Genomic DNA, 20798 nt, shown 5'->3' with positions numbered 1-20798 from the left:
CCGCTGCTCACGAGAGCCGGACGAGAGCGGTCGACTTGCCCAGGACCTTCACGCCACCGGTGGTCGCCGTCAGGGCGAGCATCGCGGTCGACGCCGCGGGGTCGAGCGCGCTGACCCGGCCGCCGAGCACCACCAGCACACCCTCGTCGTCGTCCGGCACCGGGACCGGCCGGGTGAACACCACGCCGTACTCCAGGACGGCTCCCGGGTCCCCGCACCAGTCACTGACGAGCCGGGCCCCCAGCGCCATGGTCAGCATCCCGTGTGCGATCACGCCGTCGAGGCCGGCGCTCCGAGCCGCCCGGTCGCTCCAGTGGATGGGGTTCATGTCCAACGACGCCCCGGCGTAGCGGACGAGGTCGGCGCGGGTCAGCCGGACCTCCAGCTGCTCGAGGACGTCTCCCACCCGCACGTCGTCGAGGGCCCGCACGCTCACGACACCACCGCCGCGGTCCCCCGGGCGACGAGGGTCGAGCGCGCCGTCAGGACCGGCAGGCCCGCGGCGTCGGTGACCTCGGTGCGGCAGGACACGAGGTCGTTGCCCGCCACCTCCCGGACGTCGGCCAGGAACACCTCGGCGGTGAGCACGTCACCGGCGAGCACCGGGCGGTGGTGGGTGAAGCGCTGCTCGCGGTGCACCACCCTGCTCCAGTCCACCCCGGCCTGCGGGTGCGTCACCACGGCCTGCTCGGCGCCCAGCGTGAGCACCACCGCGAAGGTGGGTGGCGCGACCAGGTCGGCGTGGCCCAGCGCGGCCGCCGCGGTCAGGTCGTGGTGGGCCGGGTCGAGGGCGCCGACAGCGGTGGCGAACTCGCGGACCTTCTCCCGCCCGACCTGCCAGGGGCCGACGGGAGGGTGCGGGCTCTCGAGGAACGAGCGGTTGACGGGCACGGCGGTGACGCTACAACCGTGCACGACCAGCCGGACGCACCACGACGACGGCGGCCGTCCTGCGCGAGCAGGACAGCCGCCGTCGTCGGGGGCTCGGGGTGGTGCGCCGCTCAGCGGGTCTCGCGGTGCACGCGGTGCGTGCCGCAGTTCGAGCAGAACTTCTTCATCTGCATGCGGTCCGGGTCGTTGCGCCGGTTCTTCCGCGTGATGTAGTTGCGGTGCTTGCACTCCTCGCACGCCAGCGTGATCTTGGGACGGACGTCGGTGGCGGCCACGGGGATGCCTCTTTCTGCTGAATCGAGAGCTTCGTCGATCGTGATCGGGGTGGAACGGGGTGGGGCACTCGCCAGGGTACCGGGAGCGCGCCGGGGGTAGCGGTGGCCGGACTTGAACCGGCGACACAGCGATTATGAGCCGCTTGCTCTACCGACTGAGCTACACCGCTGTGCGTCCGGCGGGTGGAGCCGCCGGGCACGGGACGAACCTGTCGAACGAGCCCCTTTACGGAATCGAACCGTAGACCTTCTCCTTACCATGGAGACGCTCTGCCGACTGAGCTAAAGGGGCGCGGCAGCACGCAGGAAGCCTGCGCGTGAAGCCTTGCAGAGGTTACACACGCCGGGCCCAGGATGTGAAACCGGCTTCTCGACGCCTCAGCGGGAGAGCCGGGGGGACACCGGCGCCCGGCCGACACCGCCCGGCGCCAGGACGGTCCGGGTGTGCAGCCACGCATCGAAGCGCTCGGGATCGAGAGGACGCGAGATGAGGTAGCCCTGCACCACGTCGCACCCCATCTCGGCCAGCAGGTCGCGCACCACGTCGGTCTCGACGCCCTCGGCCACCACCCGCAGCCCGAGCGAGCGTCCGAGGTCGATGATGGCGCGCACGACAGCCAGGTCGCCGAGGTCGGTCTCGATCCTCGCCACGAAGCTCTTGTCGATCTTCACCTCGTCCACCGGCAGCCGACGCAGGTAGGACAGCGAGGAGTAGCCCGTGCCGAAGTCGTCGACCGACAGCGCGACGCCCATCTCGTGCAGCACGCGCAGGGCGGGCAGCGTCCGCTCCGCGTCGCCCATCACCGACGTCTCGGTGATCTCCAGCGTCAGCATCTCCGCCGGCACGTCGTGCTCGGCGAGCGCGGCGGAGATCATGCCGGGGAAGCCGGGCGAGAGCAGGTTGCGGACCGAGACGTTCACCGCGGGCGCGATGCGCAGGCCGCGGTCGAGCATGGTTCGGCACCGGCGCAGTGCGTCGTGGAGCACGAAGTGCGTGAGGTCGTCCATCAGCCCGGTGGCCTCGAGCACGCGGACGAGCTCCTCGGGGTCCACCGGCCCGAACTCGGGGTGGGTCCAGCGCATGAGCGCCTCAGAGCCGACCACCTCCCGCCCGGGCAGGGCCACCTTCGGCTGGTAGTGCACCGTCACCTGCCCCGCGGCGAGCGCGGCCCGGAACTGGGTCACCAGCTGGAACCGTCGCAGGAACCGCAGCCCCATGCCCTCGTGGTAGGTCCGCACCGGCTGCCCGGCCACCCTCGCCTCCTGGACGGCCACGTCCGCGTGCTGCAGCATCGCCTCCACGTCCGGGCCCGGCTGACCCGCGGAGTGCACCACCACCGACACCCCGACCGCCGGGGAGGCCTCGACGGTCAGCTCGTCGAGCGGGAACGGCGGGGCGAGCCGTGCGGCCAGCACCTCGGCGAGCCGGACGCACTCCTCGGCGGGGTGGTCCAGCAGCAGGACGGCGAACACGTCCCCCTCGACCCGTCCGAGGACCGGGCCGGGACCGACGGCCTCCTCGACGGCGGCCTGCACCCGTTCCGCCGCCTGCACCACGAAGCGGTCCCCCCAGAGGTGCCCCAGCGCGTCGTTGACGGGGCCGAGCGCACCGAGGTCGAGCAGCACCACGCCGCACGTCCGGGATGCGGTGCGCAGGTCTGCGCTGCTCGCCACGGCAGAGGCGGCAAGTTCGACGAAGCCCAGCCGGTTGCTCAGGCCCGTCAGCCGGTCGTGGTAGGCCGCCCCACGGAGCTCGGCGAGCAGGCGGTGGTTGTCCACGGCCGTGGACACGTGCCGGGCGAGGGTGTCCAGCAGCCGCACGTCGCCCGCCCCGAAGCCCCGAAGCTGGTTCTGCCGGTCGTGCAGCTCGATCGACCCGGCGCCGCGGCCGACCCCCAGTGGCGCGACGAGGACCTCGGCCACCCCGCGCGCGGCGAGCGCGGCGGCGACCGGCGAGGCGGCGCCGGACAGGGTGACCAGCCGGGTGGACGTCGAGGCCGCCAGCACGTCACGTCCCAGGTCCGCGTCGCTGCTGCACGGGTCCCCTGCCACCGCCGCGGGCCCCCCGTCGGGTGCTCGCACGATCGCTCGGCGGGCGTTGAACTGCTGGCGGAACAGCTCGGCCACCCGGGGCCAGACGTCGTCGGACTGGCCGACGACCTGGCTGATGTCCTGCACGATCCCGACGTCCCGCCGCTCGCGCAGCAACACCGAGTAGGCGCGGTAGAGAACCGCGAACGCGAGCAGCACCCCGGCGACGAGCAGCCAGCCGTAGGGCCCGCTGCGGACCAGCTGGGCACCCAGGACCACGAGCAGGGGCATGACGATGGTCATCGTCGTCAACGTGCCCGACAACGTGCTCCGCAGCCCGGCGCGGCGGTCGCTGCCCATCGCCAGCGAGAGGCCGAGCCCGTTGATGCTCGCCGTGACGTTGGAGAGGACCAGAGCGCAGAGCACGGCGAGCAGCTCGGGCACCGCGCGGCCGACCAGCAGGTCGACCACGAGGTAGGCCGTCGCGATCTCGATCGACGTCGCCGCGAGGTTGAAGGCCGCGATGACGGGGTGCTGACGCCTCCAGAGCGCCCGGCCCACCAGCACCAGCAGCGACGCGCTGAGGGCGACGGGCAGCGGGAGCAGGAGCAGGGCGGCGCCCAGCGGTAGCTCGTTGAGCGGTATCGACACGGTGCCCCGACGCACCTCGACCTGCAGGGCGGCGACCTCGGCGAGCCCGAACGCGGCCACCAGCGCGGGCAGGCCGGCCCACCACTGCGGGAGTGAGCCACCTTCGGAATGGACCAGACCGAGGGCGACCAGGACGACGGCGATGACGACACCCGCCAGCACGTACCGACGCACCGGGGGTGAGTGCACGGCCGACGGGGTGCTCGAGCGGTGCGCGCGACCTTCGCCGGGGTTCGCGCCAGGAGCAGCGAGCTGGGTCACCCGCCACCTCCCCCTGCGGACGCCCGCCCACCTCGGAGGAGCGTGACGCACGGGGACCAGGATCGCCAGCAGGGTGGCGTCACGTCCCCCGACGGGGCGCTGGTCCTGCACCCTGTCGGGGGCTTCTCACCGCACGTCCTCACGCTCAGTGACTCCTGATCGGTGCTGCGGGGGTGGGGCGTGGTGGCAGGTGTTGGGTTCGAACCAACGTAGGCGATGCCGGCGGATTTACAGTCCGCTCCCTTTGGCCACTCGGGCAACCTGCCGTGGCACCGCGAGGTCGATCTCGGTGCAGGAGGCAGACTACAGATCATTAGGCGAAGTCCCGAACCGGGGCCGCGCGCACGGCCCGGGGCCGCTCGAGGGCCCCGGGTCGACCAGCAGCAGGAGGAGCAGCCGTGGCAGACGCGTCGTTCGACGTCGTGAGCAAGGTCGACCGCCAGGAGGTGGACAACGCCCTCAACCAGGCGGGAAAGGAGCTCTCCACGCGCTTCGACTTCCGCGGCACCGAGACCGGCATCGAGTGGGCCGGCGAGGAGGCGGTCACGATCACCTCCTCCACCGAGGAGCGCTGCAAGGCCGCCGTCGAGGTGTTCCAGGAGAAGCTCGTGCGCAGGGACATCTCCATGAAGGCCTTCGAGGTGGGTGATCCCGCACCCTCGGGCAAGGTCTACAAGGTGACCGGCACGCTGGTGCAGGGCATCACCAGCGAGAACGCGAAGAAGATCGCCAAGACCATCCGCGACGGCGGGCCCAAGGGCGTGCAGGCCCAGATCCAGGGCGACGAGCTCCGCGTCAAGGGCAAGAAGCGCGACGACCTGCAGGCCGTCATCGCGCTGCTGCGCGGCGAGGACTTCGGGATCGCCCTGCAGTTCGTGAACTACCGGTAGCCCCTCACGGCAGGCGGCGACCGGCCATCCCCTCCAGGCGCGCGATCCGCTCCGCCATCGGGGGGTGGGTGGAGAACAGCCGCGCCGCCCGCTCCCCGGGCCGGAACGGGTTGGCGATCATCATGTGCGACTGCGCGGTGAGCGCGGGCTCCGGCGGCAGGGGGGCGGCGGCGGTGCCCTGCTCCAGCCGCCGCAGGGCCGAGGCGAGCGCCAGCGGGTCACCGCTGAGCTCGGCCCCGGAGGCGTCGGCCTGGAACTCCCGCGAGCGGGACACCGCCATCTGCACGACGCCCGCCGCGACCGGCCCGAGCAGCGCCACCAGCAGCAGGGCCAGCGGGTTCGGCCGGTTCTGCCCGCCGCCGAAGGCCCCCCCGAAGTAGGCGAGGGTGCTCAGGTAACCCACGATGGCGGCCAGCGCCCCGGCGACCGAGGCGATGAGGATGTCCCGGTTGTAGACGTGGCTGAGCTCGTGGGCCAGCACGGCGCGCAGCTCCCGCTCGTCCAGCAGGTCGAGGATCCCCGTGGTGCAGCACACCGCGGCGTGGCGCGGGTTGCGGCCGGTCGCGAACGCGTTGGGGGCCTGGGTGGGGCTGACGTAGAGCTGGGGCATGGGCTGGCGGGCGACCGTGGCGAGCTCGCGCACGATCCGGTACATCGCGGGCTGCTGCGCCTCGGTCACCGGTACCGCGTGCATGGCCTTCAGCGCGATCCGGTCGCTGCGGAAGTAGGACCAGGCGTTGACCGCGAGCGCCAGCACCACCGCCAGGAGCAGCGTGGTGCGGCCGAACAGGCCCCCGACCAGCACGATGACCGCCGACGTCCCGCCGAGCAGCAGCGCGGTCTTGAGCCCGTTCGCGTGGCGGTGCACGGCGGCGTGGTCCTCCAGGGTCGGCGGTCGGTTCCGAGACCGTGAACGAGCCGCACGCGCGCGTCGTTCCCGTGCGCTCAGTCCAGCGGGGGCGGGACCCGGGCCACGAGCTCGCCGAGCACGTCCCGCTCGGCCACCAGCTCGGCCACGGCCCGCTCACCGGCGGCGTCCACCCCGGGGAAGTCGTGCTCCGGGGACCAGTGCAGCGCGTCGAACGGGCAGACCTCGATGCAGATGCCGCAGAACAGGCACGCGCCGAAGTCGATGGCGAAGCGCTGCAGCACGGGGCGGGCCCGGGTGCGCGAGCGGCCGGCGTCGTCGCGCTCGGGCTGCTCGGTGGTCGACTCGACGTGGATGCACCAGTCCGGGCACTCGCGGGCGCAGATCATGCACGACGTGCAGCTCGCCTCCAGCAGCGCGATCGTGCCCCTGGCCCGGTCGGGGACGCTCCCCGTGCCCCGCGCCCGGTCGGGGTCGAGAGGCCCCGTGCCCCGCGCCCGGTCGGGGTCGAGAGGCCCCGTGCCCCGCGCCCGGTCGGGGACGCTCCCCGTGCCCCGCGCCCGGTCGGGGTCGAGAGGCCCCGTGCTCACGGTGTGCCCCACCCCGCCGGCGGGAGCCCGGGAGCGGTGGCGCGGCGTCGTCCCGCTCCGGTGGCCTCCGTGCCGTCCGCGGCCTCACCCGGCTCCAGGCGACCCGGCCACGGTCGCACGGCCCGGGAGACGAGCAGGGTGTCCTTGCGGAGCGGGTGCAGGCCGGCTCCGGTGGCCAGCAGCAGGGGGCGCAGGTCCGGGTGCCCGGTGACCTCGAGACCCGCCATCTCGGCCGCCTCGCGCTCGGGCCACGCCGCGCCCGCCCACACCCCCGTGAGGCTGGGCAGCGCGATCCCGACGGGCAGCCGGGTCCGCAGGAGCAGGCCGGCCGCGGGCAGCCGCACCACGTGGAGCACGACGTCCCAGCTCTCCCCGCTGGCCGTCGGCCCGCCGGCGTCCCCGACCAGCAGGTGGTCGAACAGCGCACAGCCCAGCTCGTCGCGGGCCGTGGTGGCGGCCCGGACCCAGTCCTCGGGCCCGACCAGCACGCAGTGCTGGCCGTAGGACTCGTGCACCACCCCGCCGCCCAGCGCGGTCACCAGCGCCGCCGCGAGGTCCGCCTGGCCGACGCTCACGCGGGCGACCCCGCGAGCATCTCGCCCAGGGCGCGGAGCCCGCCGAGCACCGCCTCGGGCCGCGGCGGGCAGCCGGGCACGCTGACGTGCACGGGCACCAGCTGGTCGACGCCCTTGGTCACCGAGTAGGAGTCCCAGTACGGCCCGCCGGTGGCGCAGCAGGCCCCGATGGAGACCACGTAGCGCGGCTCCGGCAGCGCGGCGTGGGCCCGGGCGACGGCGCCCGCGAGCACGTCGGTGACCGTCCCGGAGACGAGCAGCACGTGGGCGGTGGGCGCCACGTCGACCGGACCGGCGTCGACCCCCGTGCGCGAGCCGTCGTGCAGGGCGGCCATCACCTCGACCCCGCAGCACGCGAGCCCGAGGTCCAGCACGTGGACGGCGAGCACCTGCTCCCCCACCACGACGGTCGTCAGCACCGGGTCAGGCTAGCTGCGGTCGTCCAGCTGGAGGCCCCGCAGCTCCATGGTCACGCACTTGGGTCCGCCACCGGCCTTGCGCAGCTCGCTGACGTCCACCAGGTGCGGGACGAAACCACGCTCGGCCACCAGGTCGGCGAGCCGGGTGGCCTCCTGCGCGAGCACCACGTTGCGGCCGTCGCTGACGGCGTTGAGACCGAGGCACGCGGCGTCCGCGGCATCGGCGAGCACGGCGTCCGGGAACAGCCGCGCGAGCACCTTCTGGCTCCCCGGGGAGAACGCCGCCGGGTAGTAGGCCACGGTGGCCGCCCGGTCCGCCGCGTCGTCGAGCACCACCAGGCAGGTGTCCAGGTGGTAGTAGCGCGGGTCCACCAGGTGCAGCGAGACCACCGGTACCCCGAGCACCTCCTGCGCCTCGGCGTGCGCACCCGGGTCGGTGCGGAACCCGGTGCCGGCCAGCAGCACCTCGCCGGTCCACGCGAAGTCGCCCTCCGCCTCGTTCACGGCCGTCGGGGCGACCACCCGGACACCCCGCTCGGCGAACCACCCCGCCACGTGGGCAGCCTCCGGGGCGCGCTGCGGGGTGCGGAAGCGGGCGCCGTACGCGGTGCCCTCCACGACCGTGGCGGCGTTGGCGGCGAACACCATGTCCGGCAGGCCCGGCTCCCCGTCGACGACCTCGACCCGGTGGCCGAGGGAGAGGTAGAGCTCCCGGATGGTCGACCACTGGGCCCCGGCCAGGACCGCGTCGACCGGCTGGCCCGGGTCCATCCACGGGTTGATGACGTAGGTGACGTCGAAGTGGGTGGGCGTGGTCATCAGGAAGTGCCGGGCGGTGGCGACCCGGGAGGCGAGCGCAGCGGCGGGCAGGGGCAGGACCGTCATGGATGCAGGGTATTCGGACCGGTGACCGCCGGTCGATGCCGCTGAGCGACCTTCGCAGGCCCATGATGTTGCGTGTGGACGCCCTGGACCAGCAGATCGTGTCGTGCCTCGTCGCCGACGCCCGCTCCAGCTACGCCCAGATCGGGTCGGTGGTGCGGCTCTCGGCCCCGGCGGTGAAGCGCCGGGTGGACAAGCTGGTGGCCGCGGGGATCGTCCGGGGCTTCACCGCGGTGGTGGATCCGGCCGCCCTGGGCTGGGGCACGGAGGCCTTCGTCGAGGTGCACTGCCGCGGCAACGTCACCCCTGCACGGATCCGCACCGAGCTGCAGCGGCTGCCCCAGGTGGTGGCGGCGTACACCGTCTCCGGCGCGGCGGACGCGATCGTGCACCTGCGCGCGGCGAGCATCGGGCACCTCGAGACCGGGTTGGAGGCCCTGCGCGCGATGGACGTGGTGGAGAGCACGACCTCCACCGTGGTGCTCTCGACCCTCATCGACCGACCGCCCGCGGCCCAGCCGGACGCCTGAGGCTGGCACGATCAGGGCCATGACCTCTCCCGCTGCCGTGCACACCGTCGTGACCGACCACGTGGCGGTGCTCACCGTCTCCGACCCCGACCGGCGCAACGCGCTCACCCTGGAGCTCTCCGCCGCGCTGGCCGACGCCGTCGCCTCGGCGGAGGCGGACACGGACGTGCACGCCGTGGTGCTGACCGGGGCGGGCTCCGCGTTCTGCGCCGGGGGCGACCTCGGCGAGCTGGCCCGGGCCGACGCCGCCGGCCTCGAGCGCATCTACGCCGGCTTCGTCGCCGTCGCCCGGTGCACCCTGCCGACCATCGCGGCGGTGAACGGAGCGGCCGTGGGAGCAGGGCTCAACCTGTCGCTGGCCGCGGACGTCCGCCTCGTCGGTCCGCGCGCCCGCTTCGACGCCCGGTTCCTGCAGCTGGGCCTGCACCCCGGCGGTGGCATGACGTGGATGCTGCAGCGTGCCGTGGGCCCGCAGGTGGCCCGGGCCATGGTCCTGCTCGGCACCATCCTCGACGCGGACGCCGCGGTGGCCCAGGGCCTGGCGCTGAGCCGGCACGAGGACGTGGTGGCCGCGGCCGTCGAGCTGGCCGCCGTGCCCGCCGCGGCCCCCCGCGAGCTCGTGCTGGCCACCAAGGCGAGCATGCGGGCCACCGCGCAGCCGGGATTGGTGGACACCGACACCCACGCCGCGGCGCTGGCCACCGAGCTCGGTCCGCAGGCCCACTCCGCGACGACGCCGGAGTTCGCGGCCAAGGTCGCCGCCCTGCAGCAGCAGATCACCCGGCGCTGAGGGCGTCCCGCGTGAGGTACGTCCCCTCCGGCGCGGGCGCACCGCTCGCCCCCGGGCCGTAAAGTCGGTCAGTGGACTCACCGACCGGTTCCTCCCGGTCGTGCCACGCCCGGAGAAGGGGTCTCGAACCCGATGAGCACCGACACCAGCCCGCACGACCACCCTGGGTCCGGCACCGGCCTGCCCGGCGAGCGCGGCCCGCGCGAGAACGTCGAGATCAACCGGGTGGTGATCCGCTTCGCGGGTGACTCCGGTGACGGCATGCAGCTCGCGGGCGACCGCTTCACCTCGGAGGCGGCGGCGTTCGGCAACGACCTGGCGACGCAGCCGAACTTCCCGGCCGAGATCCGCGCTCCCCGCGGCACGCTGGCCGGTGTCTCCAGCTTCCAGATCCACTTCGCGGACTACGACATCCTCACCGCCGGCGACCGGCCCGACGTGCTGGTGGCGATGAACCCCGCGGCGCTCAAGGCGAACCTGGCGGACCTGCCGCGCGGCGGGACGCTGATCGTGAACACCGACGAGTTCAGCAAGCGCAACCTGGCGACCGTCGGCTACGCCAGCGACCCGCTGAGCCCCGTCGAGGGCGAGCCCGACGAGCTGGCCGACTTCGTCGTCCACAAGGTGGCGATGGCCACCCTGACCCGCGGCGCGGTGGAGTCCACCGGGTTGAGCAAGAAGGACGCCGAGCGCGCGAAGAACATGTTCGCCCTGGGCCTGCTCTCCTGGATGTACCACCGCGACACCGAGGCCACCGCGGAGTTCCTGCGCACGAAGTTCGCCAAGAACACCGCCGTGGCCGAGGCCAACGTGCTCGCGTACAAGGCGGGCTGGAACTACGGCGAGACGACGGAGGCCTTCGCCACCACCTACACCGTGGCGGCCGCGCGCCTGCCCGAGGGCACCTACCGCCAGGTCACCGGCAACACCGCCCTGGCCTACGGCCTCGTCGCCGCGGGCAAGCGCTCCGGGCTGCCGGTGTTCCTGGGGAGCTACCCGATCACCCCGGCCAGCGACATCCTGCACGAGCTGAGCAAGCACAAGAGCTTCGACGTGACCACGTTCCAGGCCGAGGACGAGATCGCCGGGGTCGGTTCCGCGCTGGGGGCCGCGTTCGGCGGGGCACTCGGGGTGACCACCACCTCCGGACCGGGACTGGCCCTGAAGTCGGAGACCATCGGGCTGGCCGTGATGACCGAGCTGCCGCTGCTCGTCATCGACGTCCAGCGCGGCGGGCCCTCCACCGGGCTGCCGACCAAGACCGAGCAGGCCGACCTGCTGCAGGCCCTCTACGGGCGCAACGGCGAGTCCCCCGTCCCCGTCATAGCGCCGCAGTCGCCGTCGGACTGCTTCGCCGCCGCGCTCGAGGCCGCCCGCATCGCCATCACCTACCGGACCCCGGTGCTGCTGCTGAGCGACGGGGCCATCGCGAACGGCTCCGAGCCGTGGTCGGTGCCCGACGTGGACGACCTCCCGCTGATCGACCCCGGCTTCGCCCGCGCCCCCTCCACCGGTGACCTCGCCGGGGCCGATGCCCCCGCGCCCGACGCGGCCGGGGCGGGGCGCTCCGCGGCCGGCAAGGCCGAGTTCTCCCCCTACACCCGGGACCCGGCGACCCTGGCCCGGCCGTGGGCAATCCCGGGCACCGCCGGCCTCGAGCACCGCATCGGCGGCCTGGAGAAGGCCAACGGCGGCGGCGGGATCTCCTACGAGCCTGCGAACCACGAGCTCATGGTGCGGCTGCGCCAGGCCAAGATCGACGGCATCACGGTGCCGGACGTGACGGTCGACGACCCGTCGGGCACCGCACGGATCCTGGTGCTGGGCTGGGGATCGAGCTACGGGCCGATCGGGGCCGCGTGCCGTCGGGTCCGCGCGCTGGGCACGAACGTGGCCCAGGCCCACCTGCGCCACCTCAACCCGTTCCCGGCCAACCTCGGACAGGTGCTGCGCGCCTACGACCGCGTGGTGGTGCCGGAGATGAACCTCGGCCAGCTCTCGATGCTGCTGCGTGCGGAGTTCCTCGTCGACATCCAGCCGGTGACCAAGGTCGCGGGCCTCGCCTTCCTCGCCGAGGAGCTGCAGGAGGTCCTCCTGGAGGCCGCCGCCGGCACCCTCGCCGCCTCCGAGGCCGCCAAGACCACGAACGCCCGGAACGCCGTCATCCCCAGCCACGCCATCCCGACCAGCACGGAGGTCTCCGCATGACCGCCACCATCGGTACCGACAGCGCTCACCGGGACATCGGCCTGACCGCCCTGGCCGGCGTCCCCACCACCGACACCCCCCAGAAGGCCAAGGACTTCACCTCCGGCTCCGAGGTGCGCTGGTGCCCCGGGTGCGGTGACTACGCCATCCTCGCGACCATCCGCGGCTTCCTGCCCGAGCTGGGCCTGCAGCGGGAGAACATCGTCTTCGTCTCCGGGATCGGCTGCTCCAGCCGCTTCCCCTACTACCTCGAGACCTACGGCATGCACTCCATCCACGGGCGCGCCCCGGCCATCGCCACCGGCCTGAGCGTCTCCCGCCCGGACCTGTCCGTCTGGGTGGTCACCGGGGACGGCGACGCGCTGAGCATCGGCGGCAACCACCTGATCCACAGCCTGCGCCGGAACGTGAACCTCAAGATCCTGCTGTTCAACAACCGGATCTACGGCCTCACCAAGGGCCAGTACTCGCCCACCTCCGAGGTCGGGAAGGTCACCAAGTCCACCCCGATGGGCTCGCTGGACACCCCGTTCAACCCCCTCAGCCTCGCCCTCGGGGCGGAGGCCACGTTCGTCGCCCGTGCCATGGACTCCGACCGCAAGGGCCTCGCCGAGGTTCTCCGCGCGGCCGCCGCCCACCGCGGGACCGCCTTCGTGGAGATCTTCCAGGACTGCCCCATCTTCAACGACGGCTCGTTCGACGTGCTCCGCAAGGGCGACGAGGCGGAGCACCGCCTCATCCCGCTCACCCACGGCGAGCCCATCGTGTTCGGGCCCTCCGGCGAGCACTGCGTCGTCCGGGACGGGTTCGGCCTGAAGGTCGCCGCCACCGCCGACGTCGAGGCCACCGACGTGGTGGTGCACGACGCGCACACCGACAACCCCGAGTACGCCTACGCGCTGAGCCGGCTCTCGGACCAGGAGCTCACCCACACCGTCACCGGGGTGTTCCGCTCCGTCGCCAAGCCCACCTACGACGACCTGGCCCGCGACCAGGTGGCCCGGGCCAAGCAGTCCCGCCCCGGGGACCAGGACGCCCTGCAGGACCTGCTGCGCGGCAAGGACACCTGGACCGTCGGCAGCTAGGCGTACCCGGCCATCAGCTTGGTGCCGGTCGGCTGGTCGGGGGCTTGCCGCCGAGTGCGCGGTGGCGGAGTCAAGACGTGGGCGGCGACGGAGGCCGCGGCCCGGATGACGAACCCGGCGCAGGTGGTGCCCTTCTCCTCGCCGAGGACCTCGGAGCAGGCGAGGCGGGGGTCGTCGACGAGGGAGCGGACGTCGTCGTAGCCCACCGGTTGTCTGCACTTGACCGTCTCGGCGACGGCCCGCCCGTGCACTCGCCACCCGCCGCCGGTGGTGGGGATGCGGCCGATGAACATCAACCCCGACAAGGCCCCGGTCCTCACCCCACCACCACCCGGTGCCGTGGTGCACGGCCCTGCCCTCTCCATCGCCGAGCGTCTGCTTCTTCGCAGACGGCTCTCTGGCGGGCACCATGAGGGTGGACAAGGTCCACCCCAACGAGTCCCTCACCGATGCGGCTTGGTACCGCACGCGGAGCTGGACGGGAAGCAAGCCCATTGCTCCCGCTCGCCCCTGACCGCGCATGCCGATCGGTCAGTGGTGCCGGTGTTGGTGGACCGACCAAGGCGACAAAGGGGTGAGTGCAGTGAAAACCTCTGGGCGCGGCAGGCGGTGCAACCGGGTTCTCTGCATCCTGACCTGGGCCGTGCTGCTTCCTGTTCTTCTTGCCACCGCGTGGACCCTGGGTAGCGCACCCGCGTGGGCTTCGTGTGCCGGCCCCGGAGCTCTCACGTCGCCGAACGCCTTCGCTGGGACGGTAGTAGCGACCAGCCGCGCCGGCCGCGTCGCCGAGGTGCGCACCGACGACGGTCGCCACGTCACGGTGATAGGCACACCCGCAGTGCCGGACCCTTCCGGCGGGGACACGGCGACCTCGGTCGACCGGACGTACGAGGTCGGGGTCCGGTACGAGTTCGACCCACGGAACTCAACGTCGCCCTACGAGGACAACGCGTGCACCTCGACGCATGTCCTGCCGCCCCTTGCGCCGACTGCTGCACCCACCCCCTCGGCACCTGCGGTGCCCTCCTCACCGTCCACTGCAGCGGCAGCCCCCGACACGGGCGCGGCATCATCCACCACGACCATCGCCGTCACGGGCGTCGTCGTCCTCCTCGGGTTGAGCGTCATCGCAGTCGCGTTGTTGCGTCACCGCACGCGCAGAGCTCGCCGGCACCCCCGAGCTCCCCGGCTCAGGTAGCGGGTGCGAGAGTCCGCTGTCGCGCGGGCGCGACAGCTCCGATGTCACCTATCGCCGTCGCCCTGCAGGGGCGTGCCCTCGGTGCACCACCGTCGTCACCTCCAGCTCGGTGCCCGGTGCCCGCCGGGGTTGTCCTCACCCAACCCGTTGACCATGGCCTGGAGTGCGGTGTCCAGCTGGGCGTCGGAACAGCCACCGACGCCGACGACGAGCCCGGACCGGGCTGCTGACCGGCAGTAGTCCGAGAGCAGGGCAACGTCGAACCCTGCTCTCCGTGCGTCGTCGCGGGCGCGGGTTGCGGCGGCGGCGGGCACCAGCCACGTCGAGTACATGCCCGCGAGCGGTCCGGCGCGCACCGCGAAGGGCGACAGTGCCGCGTCGACACGGGCGAGGCGTTCGGCGTAGACCGTGCGGGCGCTGCGGATCACGCGGTCGAGGTACCCGTCGCGCAGCAGCGAGACGAACGCGCGCTGCACGGCCCACGCCGGGGTGTCATGGGTGACGGCGCGCTGCGCCACGAGGCGCTCGGTCAGGGGGGCCGGCGCCACGACCCACCCCAGCCGTAGGCTCGGGGACACCGCCTTGGACGCGGTTCCGAGGTAGGCCACCTGGTTGTGGTCCAGCGCGGCCAGGGCCGGGATCGGTGCGACGTCGTAGCGGAGCTCGGAGTCGTAGTCGTCCTCGACGACGAGGCAGCGTGCGCCTCGGGCTGCCGCCAGCAGCGCGACGCGTTCAGGTGCCCCCATCGTCACCCCGGTCGGGTGCTGGTGCGCGGGGGTGACGTAGGTGGCGATGATGCCGTCGAGCCGTGGTGGCGTCGTGCCCGCCGGCAGGTCCACCACCGATCGGCCCACAGCGACGGCCGTGACGACGGCGGCACGGTAGCCGGGGTCCTCGATCGCCACCGGCCCGGGGTCGAGCACACCCAGCAGCTGACGCCACCCGTCGGTCGCGCCGGCCGTGGTCAGCACCTCGTCGGGGTGCACGACCAGCCCGCGGCTGCGGGCCAGGTGCTCGGCCAGCGCTTCACGCAGCTCGGGCAGTCCCCGCGGGTCGTCGTACCCGCGAGGTGGTCGAGCGGCGGCAACCTCGCGCCACGCCCGTCGCCACCCCGCGGACCACCGGGGGTCGATCCACGGCGTGCCCGTGTCGAGACGGGTCAGCGAGCTGCCGGTGCGTGCCGTGGCGGGCCGGACGGGTGGGTCCAGGAGGTTCGTCCCGTCCGAGGCGACGTAGGTCCCCGACCCCGGTCGTGCGGCCAGCCAGCCCTCGGCGACCAGCTGCTCGTACGCCTGCGTGGTGACCACCCGGGACACCCCCAGGTCCGTCGCGAGCGTCCTGCTGCTGGGCAACCGCTCGCCACGACGCAGCGTGCCGTGGGCGACGAGGTCCCGGATGCACCGAGCCAGCTGGTGGGGAAGCGGAGCGGGATCAGCCCGGTCCAGCACGACCGGCAGCACCACCGTCGTCATGGGGAAGCCCTTCACAGTGGTCTGCTCGACGTGCCCCGAACTGGCCTGGTCGACAGACCGGTGGTGCCGTCAGGCTAGCTGCATGACCACCGCTCGCCCACCCTTGTCACCGACCGCACGGACCACCATCGGCCGAAGCCGCGAACGGGCCCGGGAGGACCGGACCGAGCTGCACGCCCTGCTCGCCGGCGCCGTCGTCGCCCACCTCGGGGTGATCGTCGACGACCACCCGGTCGTGCTACCGGTGGCACTGGCGGTCGACCCCGACGGACCCGACTCGGCGGGGAGCCTCTACGTGCACGGCTCGGTTGCCGCCGGGTGGTTGCAGCGGGCGGCCGGCGCGGCCGTCTGCGTGACCGTGACCGAGGTCGACGCCCTGGTGCTCGCGCGCTCGGGGTTCCACCACTCGATGAACTACCGGTCCGCGGTGGTCATCGGCACAGCCAGGCGGGTGAGCGACCCGGTGGAGGTCACCCGCGTGCTCGACCTCGTGGTGGACCACCTCGTGCCCGGCCGCGCGGCCACGTTGCGCCCGCACACTCGCCGCGAGCTCGCGGCCACCGCCCTGCTGGCGGTTCCCCTGCTGGAAGCCAGCCTGAAGCAGCGCACCGGTGACCCCCACGACGACGACGACGACGTGGCCGCGGGCACGTGGGCCGGGCTCCTGCCGCTGACCCGAACCATCGGAAGTCCCGTCACGGCCGGCGACTCGCACGCGGAAGTACCACCTGACGTGCGGCGCCGCGCCGGCCGGCGGCCGACGACGTCGCGCTCCTAGACCCTGACCGCGCAGTGCCGACCATGGCGGGTGGGACCCGGGGCCTGAGCGACGAGCAGGCGGTCTCGCTCCTGAGGTGTCAGGGGCACGTCAAGCCTCTCGCCCCGCGGCGTCGGCGGGGTCCACGTCCCAGCGGCCGGTGGCGTCGAACGCCGCGTGGCCCTCGATGACCGTGGCGAGCACCTCGATGTCGCGGATCCGCTCCGGTGCCACGGTGGTGAGGTCGTCGGAGAGGACGGTGAGGTCGGCGAGCTTCCCCGGCTCCAGGCTGCCCAGCTGCCCCTCGAGGAAGGCCGCGTGCGCGGAACCGTAGGTGTAGGCCCGAAGCGCCTGCTCAGGGGTGAGCGCCTCGTGCGGGGCGAACTCCTGTCCACTGTCGGTGCGACGGTTGACCATGTCGTGGATGCCGTACAGCGGGGCACCATCGACGACCGGACGGTCGCTGCTGCCCGGCAGCTCGATGCCGGCGTCGAGCAGCGAGCGGCCTCGGTAGCACTGCGGCACCCGCCCCGGCCCGAGCGCGGTGATCATGCCATCGCCCAGCTCGCCGATGAACCGGCCTTGCGGGTTGGGGATGAGGCCCAGGATGGCCATCCGGGCCACCGCCGCGTCGCTGGCGATGCCGGCGTGCTCGATGCGGTGTCGGTGGTCGGCGCGTGGCACCGCCGCCAGCGCCGCTGCATACGCCTGCACCACCTGGTCGACGGCTCGGTCGCCGATGGCGTGCGTGGCGATCTGCCACCCGCCGCGGTGGGCGTCCATGATGATCCGATCCAGCTCCCCCTCGGCGAGCGCGAGCAGCCCGTGGTTGCAGGGGTCGTCGGCGAAACCGTCGTTCATGGCCGCGGAGCGGCCGATGAGCGAGCCATCGCTGAAGACCTTGAGCGGCCCGAGCCGAAGCCACGCGTCACCGAACCCGGTGAGAAGTCCGAGACCGAAGCCGTAGGCGTCGTCGCCCGTCGCGCCGGGCAGGGACTGCGCACCGGCATAGGCGGGCATGAGCGTCGTGCGCACCCGTAGCAGGCCGCGGCGGCGAGCCTCCTGGTAGGCAACTGCCTCGATCGGCGAGGCACCGGCCAGACCGCCGCCGATCCCCGCCTCCTGCACGGCGGTCAACCCCTCACGGACGTACTGCTCGTGAGCCGCGGCGATGTAGTCGACCATCGTGTCGACCGGTGTCGGCCAGGTGAGGGGCCGCAGGAGCTCCATCGCCGACTCCTGGAGCAGGCCGGACGGGCGACCGCTCGGCAGCCGGTCGACCCGCCCGCCGGTGGGGTCCGGCACGTCGTGCAGCCGGAGCTCGTCGATCACGCGTGAGTTGACGAAACACATGTGCCGGGAGTTGTGGCCCAGGCGCACGAGGTGGTCCGGGGCGACCCGGTCCAGCGCCTCGAGGCTGGGGTGGCCACCGAGCTTGTTCTGGTCGTAGTTGTCGCCGAAGATCCACGATCCCTCGGGCGTCTGCCGGGCGGCCGCCCCGACGGCGTCGTACAGGTCGTCGAGGGTGCGCACCTCCGGGTAGCGCAGCTCGATGCCCGTCAGCGACTTGCCGTACATCACCGTGTGGTTGTGGGCGTCGTGAAACCCCGGCACGACCGTGGCACCCCCGAGGCGCACCGTGCGGCGGGCCGGCGGCCGGTCATCACCGTCGCCGAGCGCCACGATCTTCCCCTGGTGCACCGCGATCCAGTCGGCCCGCGGCCGCCGCGGGTCCACGGTGAGGAAGGCGGCGTCGGTGAGCAGCAGGTCGGGCCTCAGTGCGTCGACCATCACCCGTCCACCTCCGGCGCGAGGCACGTCTCGCGGATCCCAGGATGCGCCTCGACCACGCCGAGTGGTTCCGCCACCGCCTGCCGCTCCACGGCAGCCGGCACGGCGCAGCACGTGGCGGCCACGGGGAACACCCCCGGCCCGGCCCCCGTGGAGGAGGCCTCGCGAGCGGGTCCTGCGGTGGTCCCGACGTTGTCCTGGACGTCGTGCCCGAGCCCGAGCTGGCGCCTCGAGTTGCGCACGTCGCGTCCAAGCTCCTTCCCACTGGCATCCGTTCGCCGGTGCGCCGCAGGGCTACGGGATCTTGTCGACCTCATCGATCGATCTTTCGCGAGGTCGAGCGATTCCCTGCCTCGGACATGAAGAGGGTGGCGCTGCCGTGCTCGACCTGATCCGCGCTGAGCTGCGGGAGCGTCACTGCTTCCGTTCATGCTCGGGCTCCATCCTGCTCGTCGCGGACGTGCTGACCACCGTCCCCAAGCTGTCGTCGATCCTCATCCGGTTTGACGACCGGGTCAACGTCGGTTGAGCCGAGCTGGCCCACCACCAGCAGCAGGACGCGAGGAGATGGGTCCGCGGGCGCCGTTGGTGTGCACCGCGGATCCTCCTCCGGTGGGGTGCTGCGGGGTCCGGGACTACTCTCGCCCACCGTGAGCACGCCACGCCCCGATGCCCGTTCGACCGCCACCACGGGGCTGCTGATGGGGCTCGGTGCGTACGGGGTGTGGGGGCTGTTCCCGGCGTTCTTCCCCCTGCTCGCCCCGGCCGGCGCCACCGAGATCCTGGCCCACCGCATCGTGTGGACCCTGGTGCTCATGCTGGGCGTGCTGATGGTCAGCGGTCGGCTGCGCACGCTGCGCGGGCTGCCCCGGCGCACCTGGCTCATGGTCACCGCCGCGTCCGGACTCATCGCCGTCAACTGGGGCGTGTACATCTACGCGGTCAACTCCGGGCACGTCGTGGAGGCCGCGCTCGGCTACTTCATCAACCCGCTGGTGAGCGTGCTGCTGGCGGTGGTCGTGCTGCACGAGAAGCTGCGCCGGGCGCAGGTGGTGGCCCTCGGCGTGGCCGCCGTGGCCGTGCTGGTCCTCACGATCGACTACGGACGCCCGCCGTGGCTCTCGCTGGTGCTGGCCGCGAGCTTCGGGCTCTACGGGTTGATCAAGAAGACCATCCCCCTGGACCCGCGCGCGAGCCTGACCGCCGAGGGCCTCGTCATCGTCCCGCTCGCACTCGGCTGGTTGGTGTGGCTGCAGCTGGCCGGCACCGCCACGGCCACCAGCGGGGGTACCGGGCACCTGCTGCTCCTGCTCGCCACGGGGCCCATCACGGCCGTGCCCCTGCTGCTGTTCGGCGGGTCCGCCAAGAGGGTGCCGCTGGCCACCCTGGGCCTGCTGCAGTACCTGACCCCGATCCTGCAGCTCCTGTGGGGCGTGGCCGTGGTGCACGAGGAGGTCCCCGCCCCCCGGTGGTTCGGCTTCGCCCTGGTGTGGCTGGCCCTGGTGGTGCTGACCACCGACGCGGTGCGCGGGGCCCGGGCCGGACGGCGGACCGCTCAGGCCGTGCGCGCCACCGTGTAGTCCACCAGGCGCTGCAGCGCGGCCCGGGCCGGCAGGTCCGGGAGGGTGGCGAGCTCGGCGTGCGCCGCAGCGGTGTAGCGGTCCAGGGTCTCCTGTGCGCGCTCCATGCCCGGGGAGCGGCGCAGCAGCGTCAGTGCCTCGGCCAGCTCGTCCTCGTCGGTCACCGGGCCGGCGAGCAGCACCCGGAGCCGGTCGGCGTCGGGTCCGGGCTCGGCCAGGGCGAACAGCACGGGCAAGGTGTGCACCCCCTCGCGCAGGTCGGTGCCAGGGGTCTTGCCGGACTCGTCGGAGGCCGAGGAGATGTCGATGATGTCGTCGGCGATCTGGAAGGCGGTGCCCACCGCGTCCCCGAGGCGGCGCAGGCTCTGCACCTGGGCGTCGTCAGCACCGGAGAACATGCCGCCGTACCGGCCGGCCGTGGCGATGAGCGAACCGGTCTTCTCCGCCACCACCGTGAGGTAGTGCTGCACCGGGTCCACGCCCTCACCGGCCCCGACCGTCTCGCGCATCTGACCGGTCACCAGCTCGGCGAAGGTCTCGGCGATGATCCGCACCGCCTCCGGACCGAGCTCGGAGACCAGTCGCGAGGCGTGCGCGAACAGGAAGTCCCCGGTGAGGATCGCCGCGCTGTTGTCCCAGCGGGCGTTGGCGCTCACCGCACCCCGGCGCATGGTCGCCTCGTCCATCACGTCGTCGTGGTAAAGCGTGGCCAGGTGGATGAGCTCGGTGACCGCGGCGGCCTTGACGGCGTCCGCCGAGCTCGGGTCCGGACCCAGCTGCGCACAGAGCAGGGTCACCAGCGGGCGGTAGCGCTTCCCGCCGGCGTTGACCAGGTGCAGGGCGATCTCGGACACGAACGGCTCCCCGGAGCCGAGCTCGGCCTGCAGCAGGGCCTCGACCCGGTCCAGGCCCTGCTGCACGGCGGTGGCCAGAGCCGTGTCCCCCATGTCCACCCCGGCCACGGTGGTGCCGGGCGCGGGGTTCTCGGGGGCGGGTCCGCCGAGCTCGGGGACCGTTCCGGTGCTGCTCACGTCGATCAGGCCCCTCTGGCGGA

At 73.0% G+C, this 20798-nt stretch carries 22 protein-coding genes and 3 tRNA genes; 8 read left to right on the top strand and 17 right to left on the bottom strand.

Annotation, left to right across the window (positions count from 1 at the left end; translation table 11 throughout):
• Positions 1-7: 7 nt before the first annotated feature.
• From RHODO2019_RS02115 to RHODO2019_RS02085, 7 genes are all read right to left on the bottom strand, one after another.
• Positions 8-436, bottom strand: coding sequence for a MaoC/PaaZ C-terminal domain-containing protein (locus RHODO2019_RS02115; RefSeq protein WP_265383404.1), 429 nt, complete (start codon positions 434-436; stop codon positions 8-10).
• Positions 433-891, bottom strand: a complete 459-nt coding sequence (locus RHODO2019_RS02110; protein ID WP_265383403.1) for an FAS1-like dehydratase domain-containing protein — start codon at positions 889-891, stop codon at positions 433-435. The genes RHODO2019_RS02115 and RHODO2019_RS02110 overlap by 4 nt, the downstream gene beginning before the upstream one ends.
• A gap of 110 nt (positions 892-1001) precedes the next feature.
• Positions 1002-1166 (bottom strand): 50S ribosomal protein L33, encoded by a 165-nt coding sequence (gene rpmG / locus RHODO2019_RS02105; protein WP_265383402.1) that lies wholly within the window; start codon positions 1164-1166, stop codon positions 1002-1004.
• A 97-nt stretch (positions 1167-1263) separates the two neighbouring features.
• Positions 1264-1336 (bottom strand) — tRNA-Met (locus RHODO2019_RS02100).
• Positions 1337-1385: 49 nt separating this feature from the next.
• A tRNA-Thr gene (locus RHODO2019_RS02095) sits at positions 1386-1458 on the bottom strand.
• A gap of 86 nt (positions 1459-1544) precedes the next feature.
• Complete coding sequence (locus RHODO2019_RS02090) at positions 1545-4109, bottom strand: putative bifunctional diguanylate cyclase/phosphodiesterase (RefSeq protein WP_265383401.1); 2565 nt, start codon at positions 4107-4109, stop codon at positions 1545-1547.
• Between the two features lie 181 nt (positions 4110-4290).
• Positions 4291-4375: transfer RNA gene (locus tag RHODO2019_RS02085), tRNA-Tyr, on the bottom strand.
• 132 nt (positions 4376-4507) lie between these two features.
• Between RHODO2019_RS02085 and RHODO2019_RS02080 the strand changes: the two genes are divergently transcribed.
• Positions 4508-4999, top strand: coding sequence for a YajQ family cyclic di-GMP-binding protein (locus tag RHODO2019_RS02080; protein ID WP_265383400.1), 492 nt, complete (start codon positions 4508-4510; stop codon positions 4997-4999).
• A gap of 4 nt (positions 5000-5003) precedes the next feature.
• On the opposite strand, the gene htpX is transcribed toward RHODO2019_RS02080, so the two are convergent.
• The 5 genes from htpX to ddaH all read right to left on the bottom strand — a co-directional run bounded on the left by htpX (position 5004) and on the right by ddaH (position 8336).
• On the bottom strand, positions 5004-5867 hold the full coding sequence (gene htpX, locus RHODO2019_RS02075) for a zinc metalloprotease HtpX (protein ID WP_265383399.1): 864 nt from the start codon (positions 5865-5867) through the stop codon (positions 5004-5006).
• 77 nt (positions 5868-5944) lie between these two features.
• Complete coding sequence (locus tag RHODO2019_RS02070) at positions 5945-6457, bottom strand: 4Fe-4S binding protein (RefSeq protein ID WP_265383398.1); 513 nt, start codon at positions 6455-6457, stop codon at positions 5945-5947.
• On the bottom strand, positions 6454-7032 hold the full coding sequence (locus RHODO2019_RS02065) for an NADH-quinone oxidoreductase subunit C (RefSeq protein ID WP_265383397.1): 579 nt from the start codon (positions 7030-7032) through the stop codon (positions 6454-6456). The genes RHODO2019_RS02070 and RHODO2019_RS02065 overlap by 4 nt, the downstream gene beginning before the upstream one ends.
• Positions 7029-7451 carry an NADH-quinone oxidoreductase subunit B gene (locus RHODO2019_RS02060; RefSeq protein ID WP_265383396.1) on the bottom strand — a complete coding sequence of 141 codons (423 nt, stop codon included), beginning with the start codon at positions 7449-7451 and terminating at the stop codon, positions 7029-7031. Before RHODO2019_RS02060 ends, RHODO2019_RS02065 begins: the two co-directional genes overlap by 4 nt.
• A gap of 9 nt (positions 7452-7460) precedes the next feature.
• Entirely contained in the window at positions 7461-8336 is an 876-nt protein-coding gene (gene ddaH, locus RHODO2019_RS02055) for a dimethylargininase (RefSeq protein ID WP_265383395.1), read from the bottom strand.
• Between the two features lie 65 nt (positions 8337-8401).
• On the opposite strand from ddaH, the gene RHODO2019_RS02050 reads away from it, so the two are divergent.
• From RHODO2019_RS02050 to RHODO2019_RS02035, 4 genes are all read left to right on the top strand, one after another.
• The gene (locus RHODO2019_RS02050) at positions 8402-8863 is read left to right on the top strand and encodes an Lrp/AsnC family transcriptional regulator (protein WP_265384904.1); all 462 of its coding nucleotides are present in this window, start codon (positions 8402-8404) and stop codon (positions 8861-8863) included.
• A gap of 19 nt (positions 8864-8882) precedes the next feature.
• On the top strand, positions 8883-9653 hold the full coding sequence (locus RHODO2019_RS02045; protein ID WP_265383394.1) for an enoyl-CoA hydratase: 771 nt from the start codon (positions 8883-8885) through the stop codon (positions 9651-9653).
• 261 nt (positions 9654-9914) lie between these two features.
• Positions 9915-11861 (top strand): 2-oxoacid:acceptor oxidoreductase subunit alpha, encoded by a 1947-nt coding sequence (locus RHODO2019_RS02040; RefSeq protein ID WP_435532248.1) that lies wholly within the window; start codon positions 9915-9917, stop codon positions 11859-11861.
• Positions 11858-12946 (top strand): 2-oxoacid:ferredoxin oxidoreductase subunit beta, encoded by a 1089-nt coding sequence (locus tag RHODO2019_RS02035; protein WP_265383392.1) that lies wholly within the window; start codon positions 11858-11860, stop codon positions 12944-12946. Before RHODO2019_RS02040 ends, RHODO2019_RS02035 begins: the two co-directional genes overlap by 4 nt.
• Here RHODO2019_RS02035 and RHODO2019_RS02030 read toward each other — a convergent pair.
• Positions 12943-13152, bottom strand: coding sequence for a hypothetical protein (locus RHODO2019_RS02030; RefSeq protein ID WP_265383391.1), 210 nt, complete (start codon positions 13150-13152; stop codon positions 12943-12945). The two genes, RHODO2019_RS02035 and RHODO2019_RS02030, sit on opposite strands and share 4 nt — an antisense overlap.
• 1087 nt (positions 13153-14239) lie before the next feature.
• On the bottom strand, positions 14240-15631 hold the full coding sequence (gene pdxR, locus RHODO2019_RS02025) for a MocR-like pyridoxine biosynthesis transcription factor PdxR (RefSeq protein ID WP_265383390.1): 1392 nt from the start codon (positions 15629-15631) through the stop codon (positions 14240-14242).
• A 67-nt stretch (positions 15632-15698) separates the two neighbouring features.
• On the opposite strand from pdxR, the gene RHODO2019_RS02020 reads away from it, so the two are divergent.
• Positions 15699-16394, top strand: coding sequence for a pyridoxamine 5'-phosphate oxidase family protein (locus RHODO2019_RS02020; protein WP_265383389.1), 696 nt, complete (start codon positions 15699-15701; stop codon positions 16392-16394).
• A 90-nt stretch (positions 16395-16484) separates the two neighbouring features.
• On the opposite strand, the gene RHODO2019_RS02015 is transcribed toward RHODO2019_RS02020, so the two are convergent.
• Both RHODO2019_RS02015 and RHODO2019_RS02010 read right to left on the bottom strand, forming a co-directional pair.
• On the bottom strand, positions 16485-18164 hold the full coding sequence (locus tag RHODO2019_RS02015) for an amidohydrolase (protein ID WP_265384903.1): 1680 nt from the start codon (positions 18162-18164) through the stop codon (positions 16485-16487).
• Positions 18164-18406: a hypothetical protein gene (locus RHODO2019_RS02010; protein WP_265383388.1), complete on the bottom strand. Its 243-nt coding sequence runs from the start codon at positions 18404-18406 to the stop codon at positions 18164-18166. The genes RHODO2019_RS02015 and RHODO2019_RS02010 overlap by 1 nt, the downstream gene beginning before the upstream one ends.
• Before the next feature lie 137 nt (positions 18407-18543).
• Between RHODO2019_RS02010 and RHODO2019_RS02005 the strand changes: the two genes are divergently transcribed.
• Both RHODO2019_RS02005 and rarD read left to right on the top strand, forming a co-directional pair.
• Entirely contained in the window at positions 18544-18693 is a 150-nt protein-coding gene (locus RHODO2019_RS02005; protein ID WP_265383387.1) for a hypothetical protein, read from the top strand.
• Positions 18694-18865: 172 nt separating this feature from the next.
• Complete coding sequence (gene rarD, locus RHODO2019_RS02000; RefSeq protein ID WP_265384902.1) at positions 18866-19744, top strand: EamA family transporter RarD; 879 nt, start codon at positions 18866-18868, stop codon at positions 19742-19744.
• Here rarD and RHODO2019_RS01995 read toward each other — a convergent pair.
• Positions 19720-20691, bottom strand: a complete 972-nt coding sequence (locus RHODO2019_RS01995) for a polyprenyl synthetase family protein (RefSeq protein WP_265384901.1) — start codon at positions 20689-20691, stop codon at positions 19720-19722. The two genes, rarD and RHODO2019_RS01995, sit on opposite strands and share 25 nt — an antisense overlap.
• Positions 20692-20798: the final 107 nt, after the last annotated feature.

Source organism: Rhodococcus antarcticus, from assembly GCF_026153295.1.
Lineage (GTDB): Bacteria > Actinomycetota > Actinomycetes > Mycobacteriales > Mycobacteriaceae > Rhodococcus_D > Rhodococcus_D antarcticus.
The sequence above is the reverse complement of the archived record's forward strand: the minus strand, read 5'-3'. Positions and strand labels throughout refer to the sequence as shown.

Excerpts from the sequence above, each read along its gene's own strand:
- ddaH (WP_265383395.1), bottom strand. The coding sequence starts at position 8,336 with ATGACGGTCCTGCCCCTGCCCGCCGCTGCGCTCGCCTCCCGGGTCGCC.
- RHODO2019_RS02050 (WP_265384904.1), top strand. The coding sequence starts at position 8,402 with ATGTTGCGTGTGGACGCCCTGGACCAGCAGATCGTGTCGTGCCTCGTC.
- RHODO2019_RS02045 (WP_265383394.1), top strand. The coding sequence starts at position 8,883 with ATGACCTCTCCCGCTGCCGTGCACACCGTCGTGACCGACCACGTGGCG.
- RHODO2019_RS02040 (WP_435532248.1), top strand. The coding sequence starts at position 9,915 with ATGCAGCTCGCGGGCGACCGCTTCACCTCGGAGGCGGCGGCGTTCGGC.
- RHODO2019_RS02035 (WP_265383392.1), top strand. The coding sequence starts at position 11,858 with ATGACCGCCACCATCGGTACCGACAGCGCTCACCGGGACATCGGCCTG.
- RHODO2019_RS02020 (WP_265383389.1), top strand. The coding sequence starts at position 15,699 with ATGACCACCGCTCGCCCACCCTTGTCACCGACCGCACGGACCACCATC.
- RHODO2019_RS02015 (WP_265384903.1), bottom strand. The coding sequence starts at position 18,164 with ATGGTCGACGCACTGAGGCCCGACCTGCTGCTCACCGACGCCGCCTTC.
- rarD (WP_265384902.1), top strand. The coding sequence starts at position 18,866 with ATGGGGCTCGGTGCGTACGGGGTGTGGGGGCTGTTCCCGGCGTTCTTC.
- RHODO2019_RS01995 (WP_265384901.1), bottom strand. The coding sequence starts at position 20,691 with ATGGGGGACACGGCTCTGGCCACCGCCGTGCAGCAGGGCCTGGACCGG.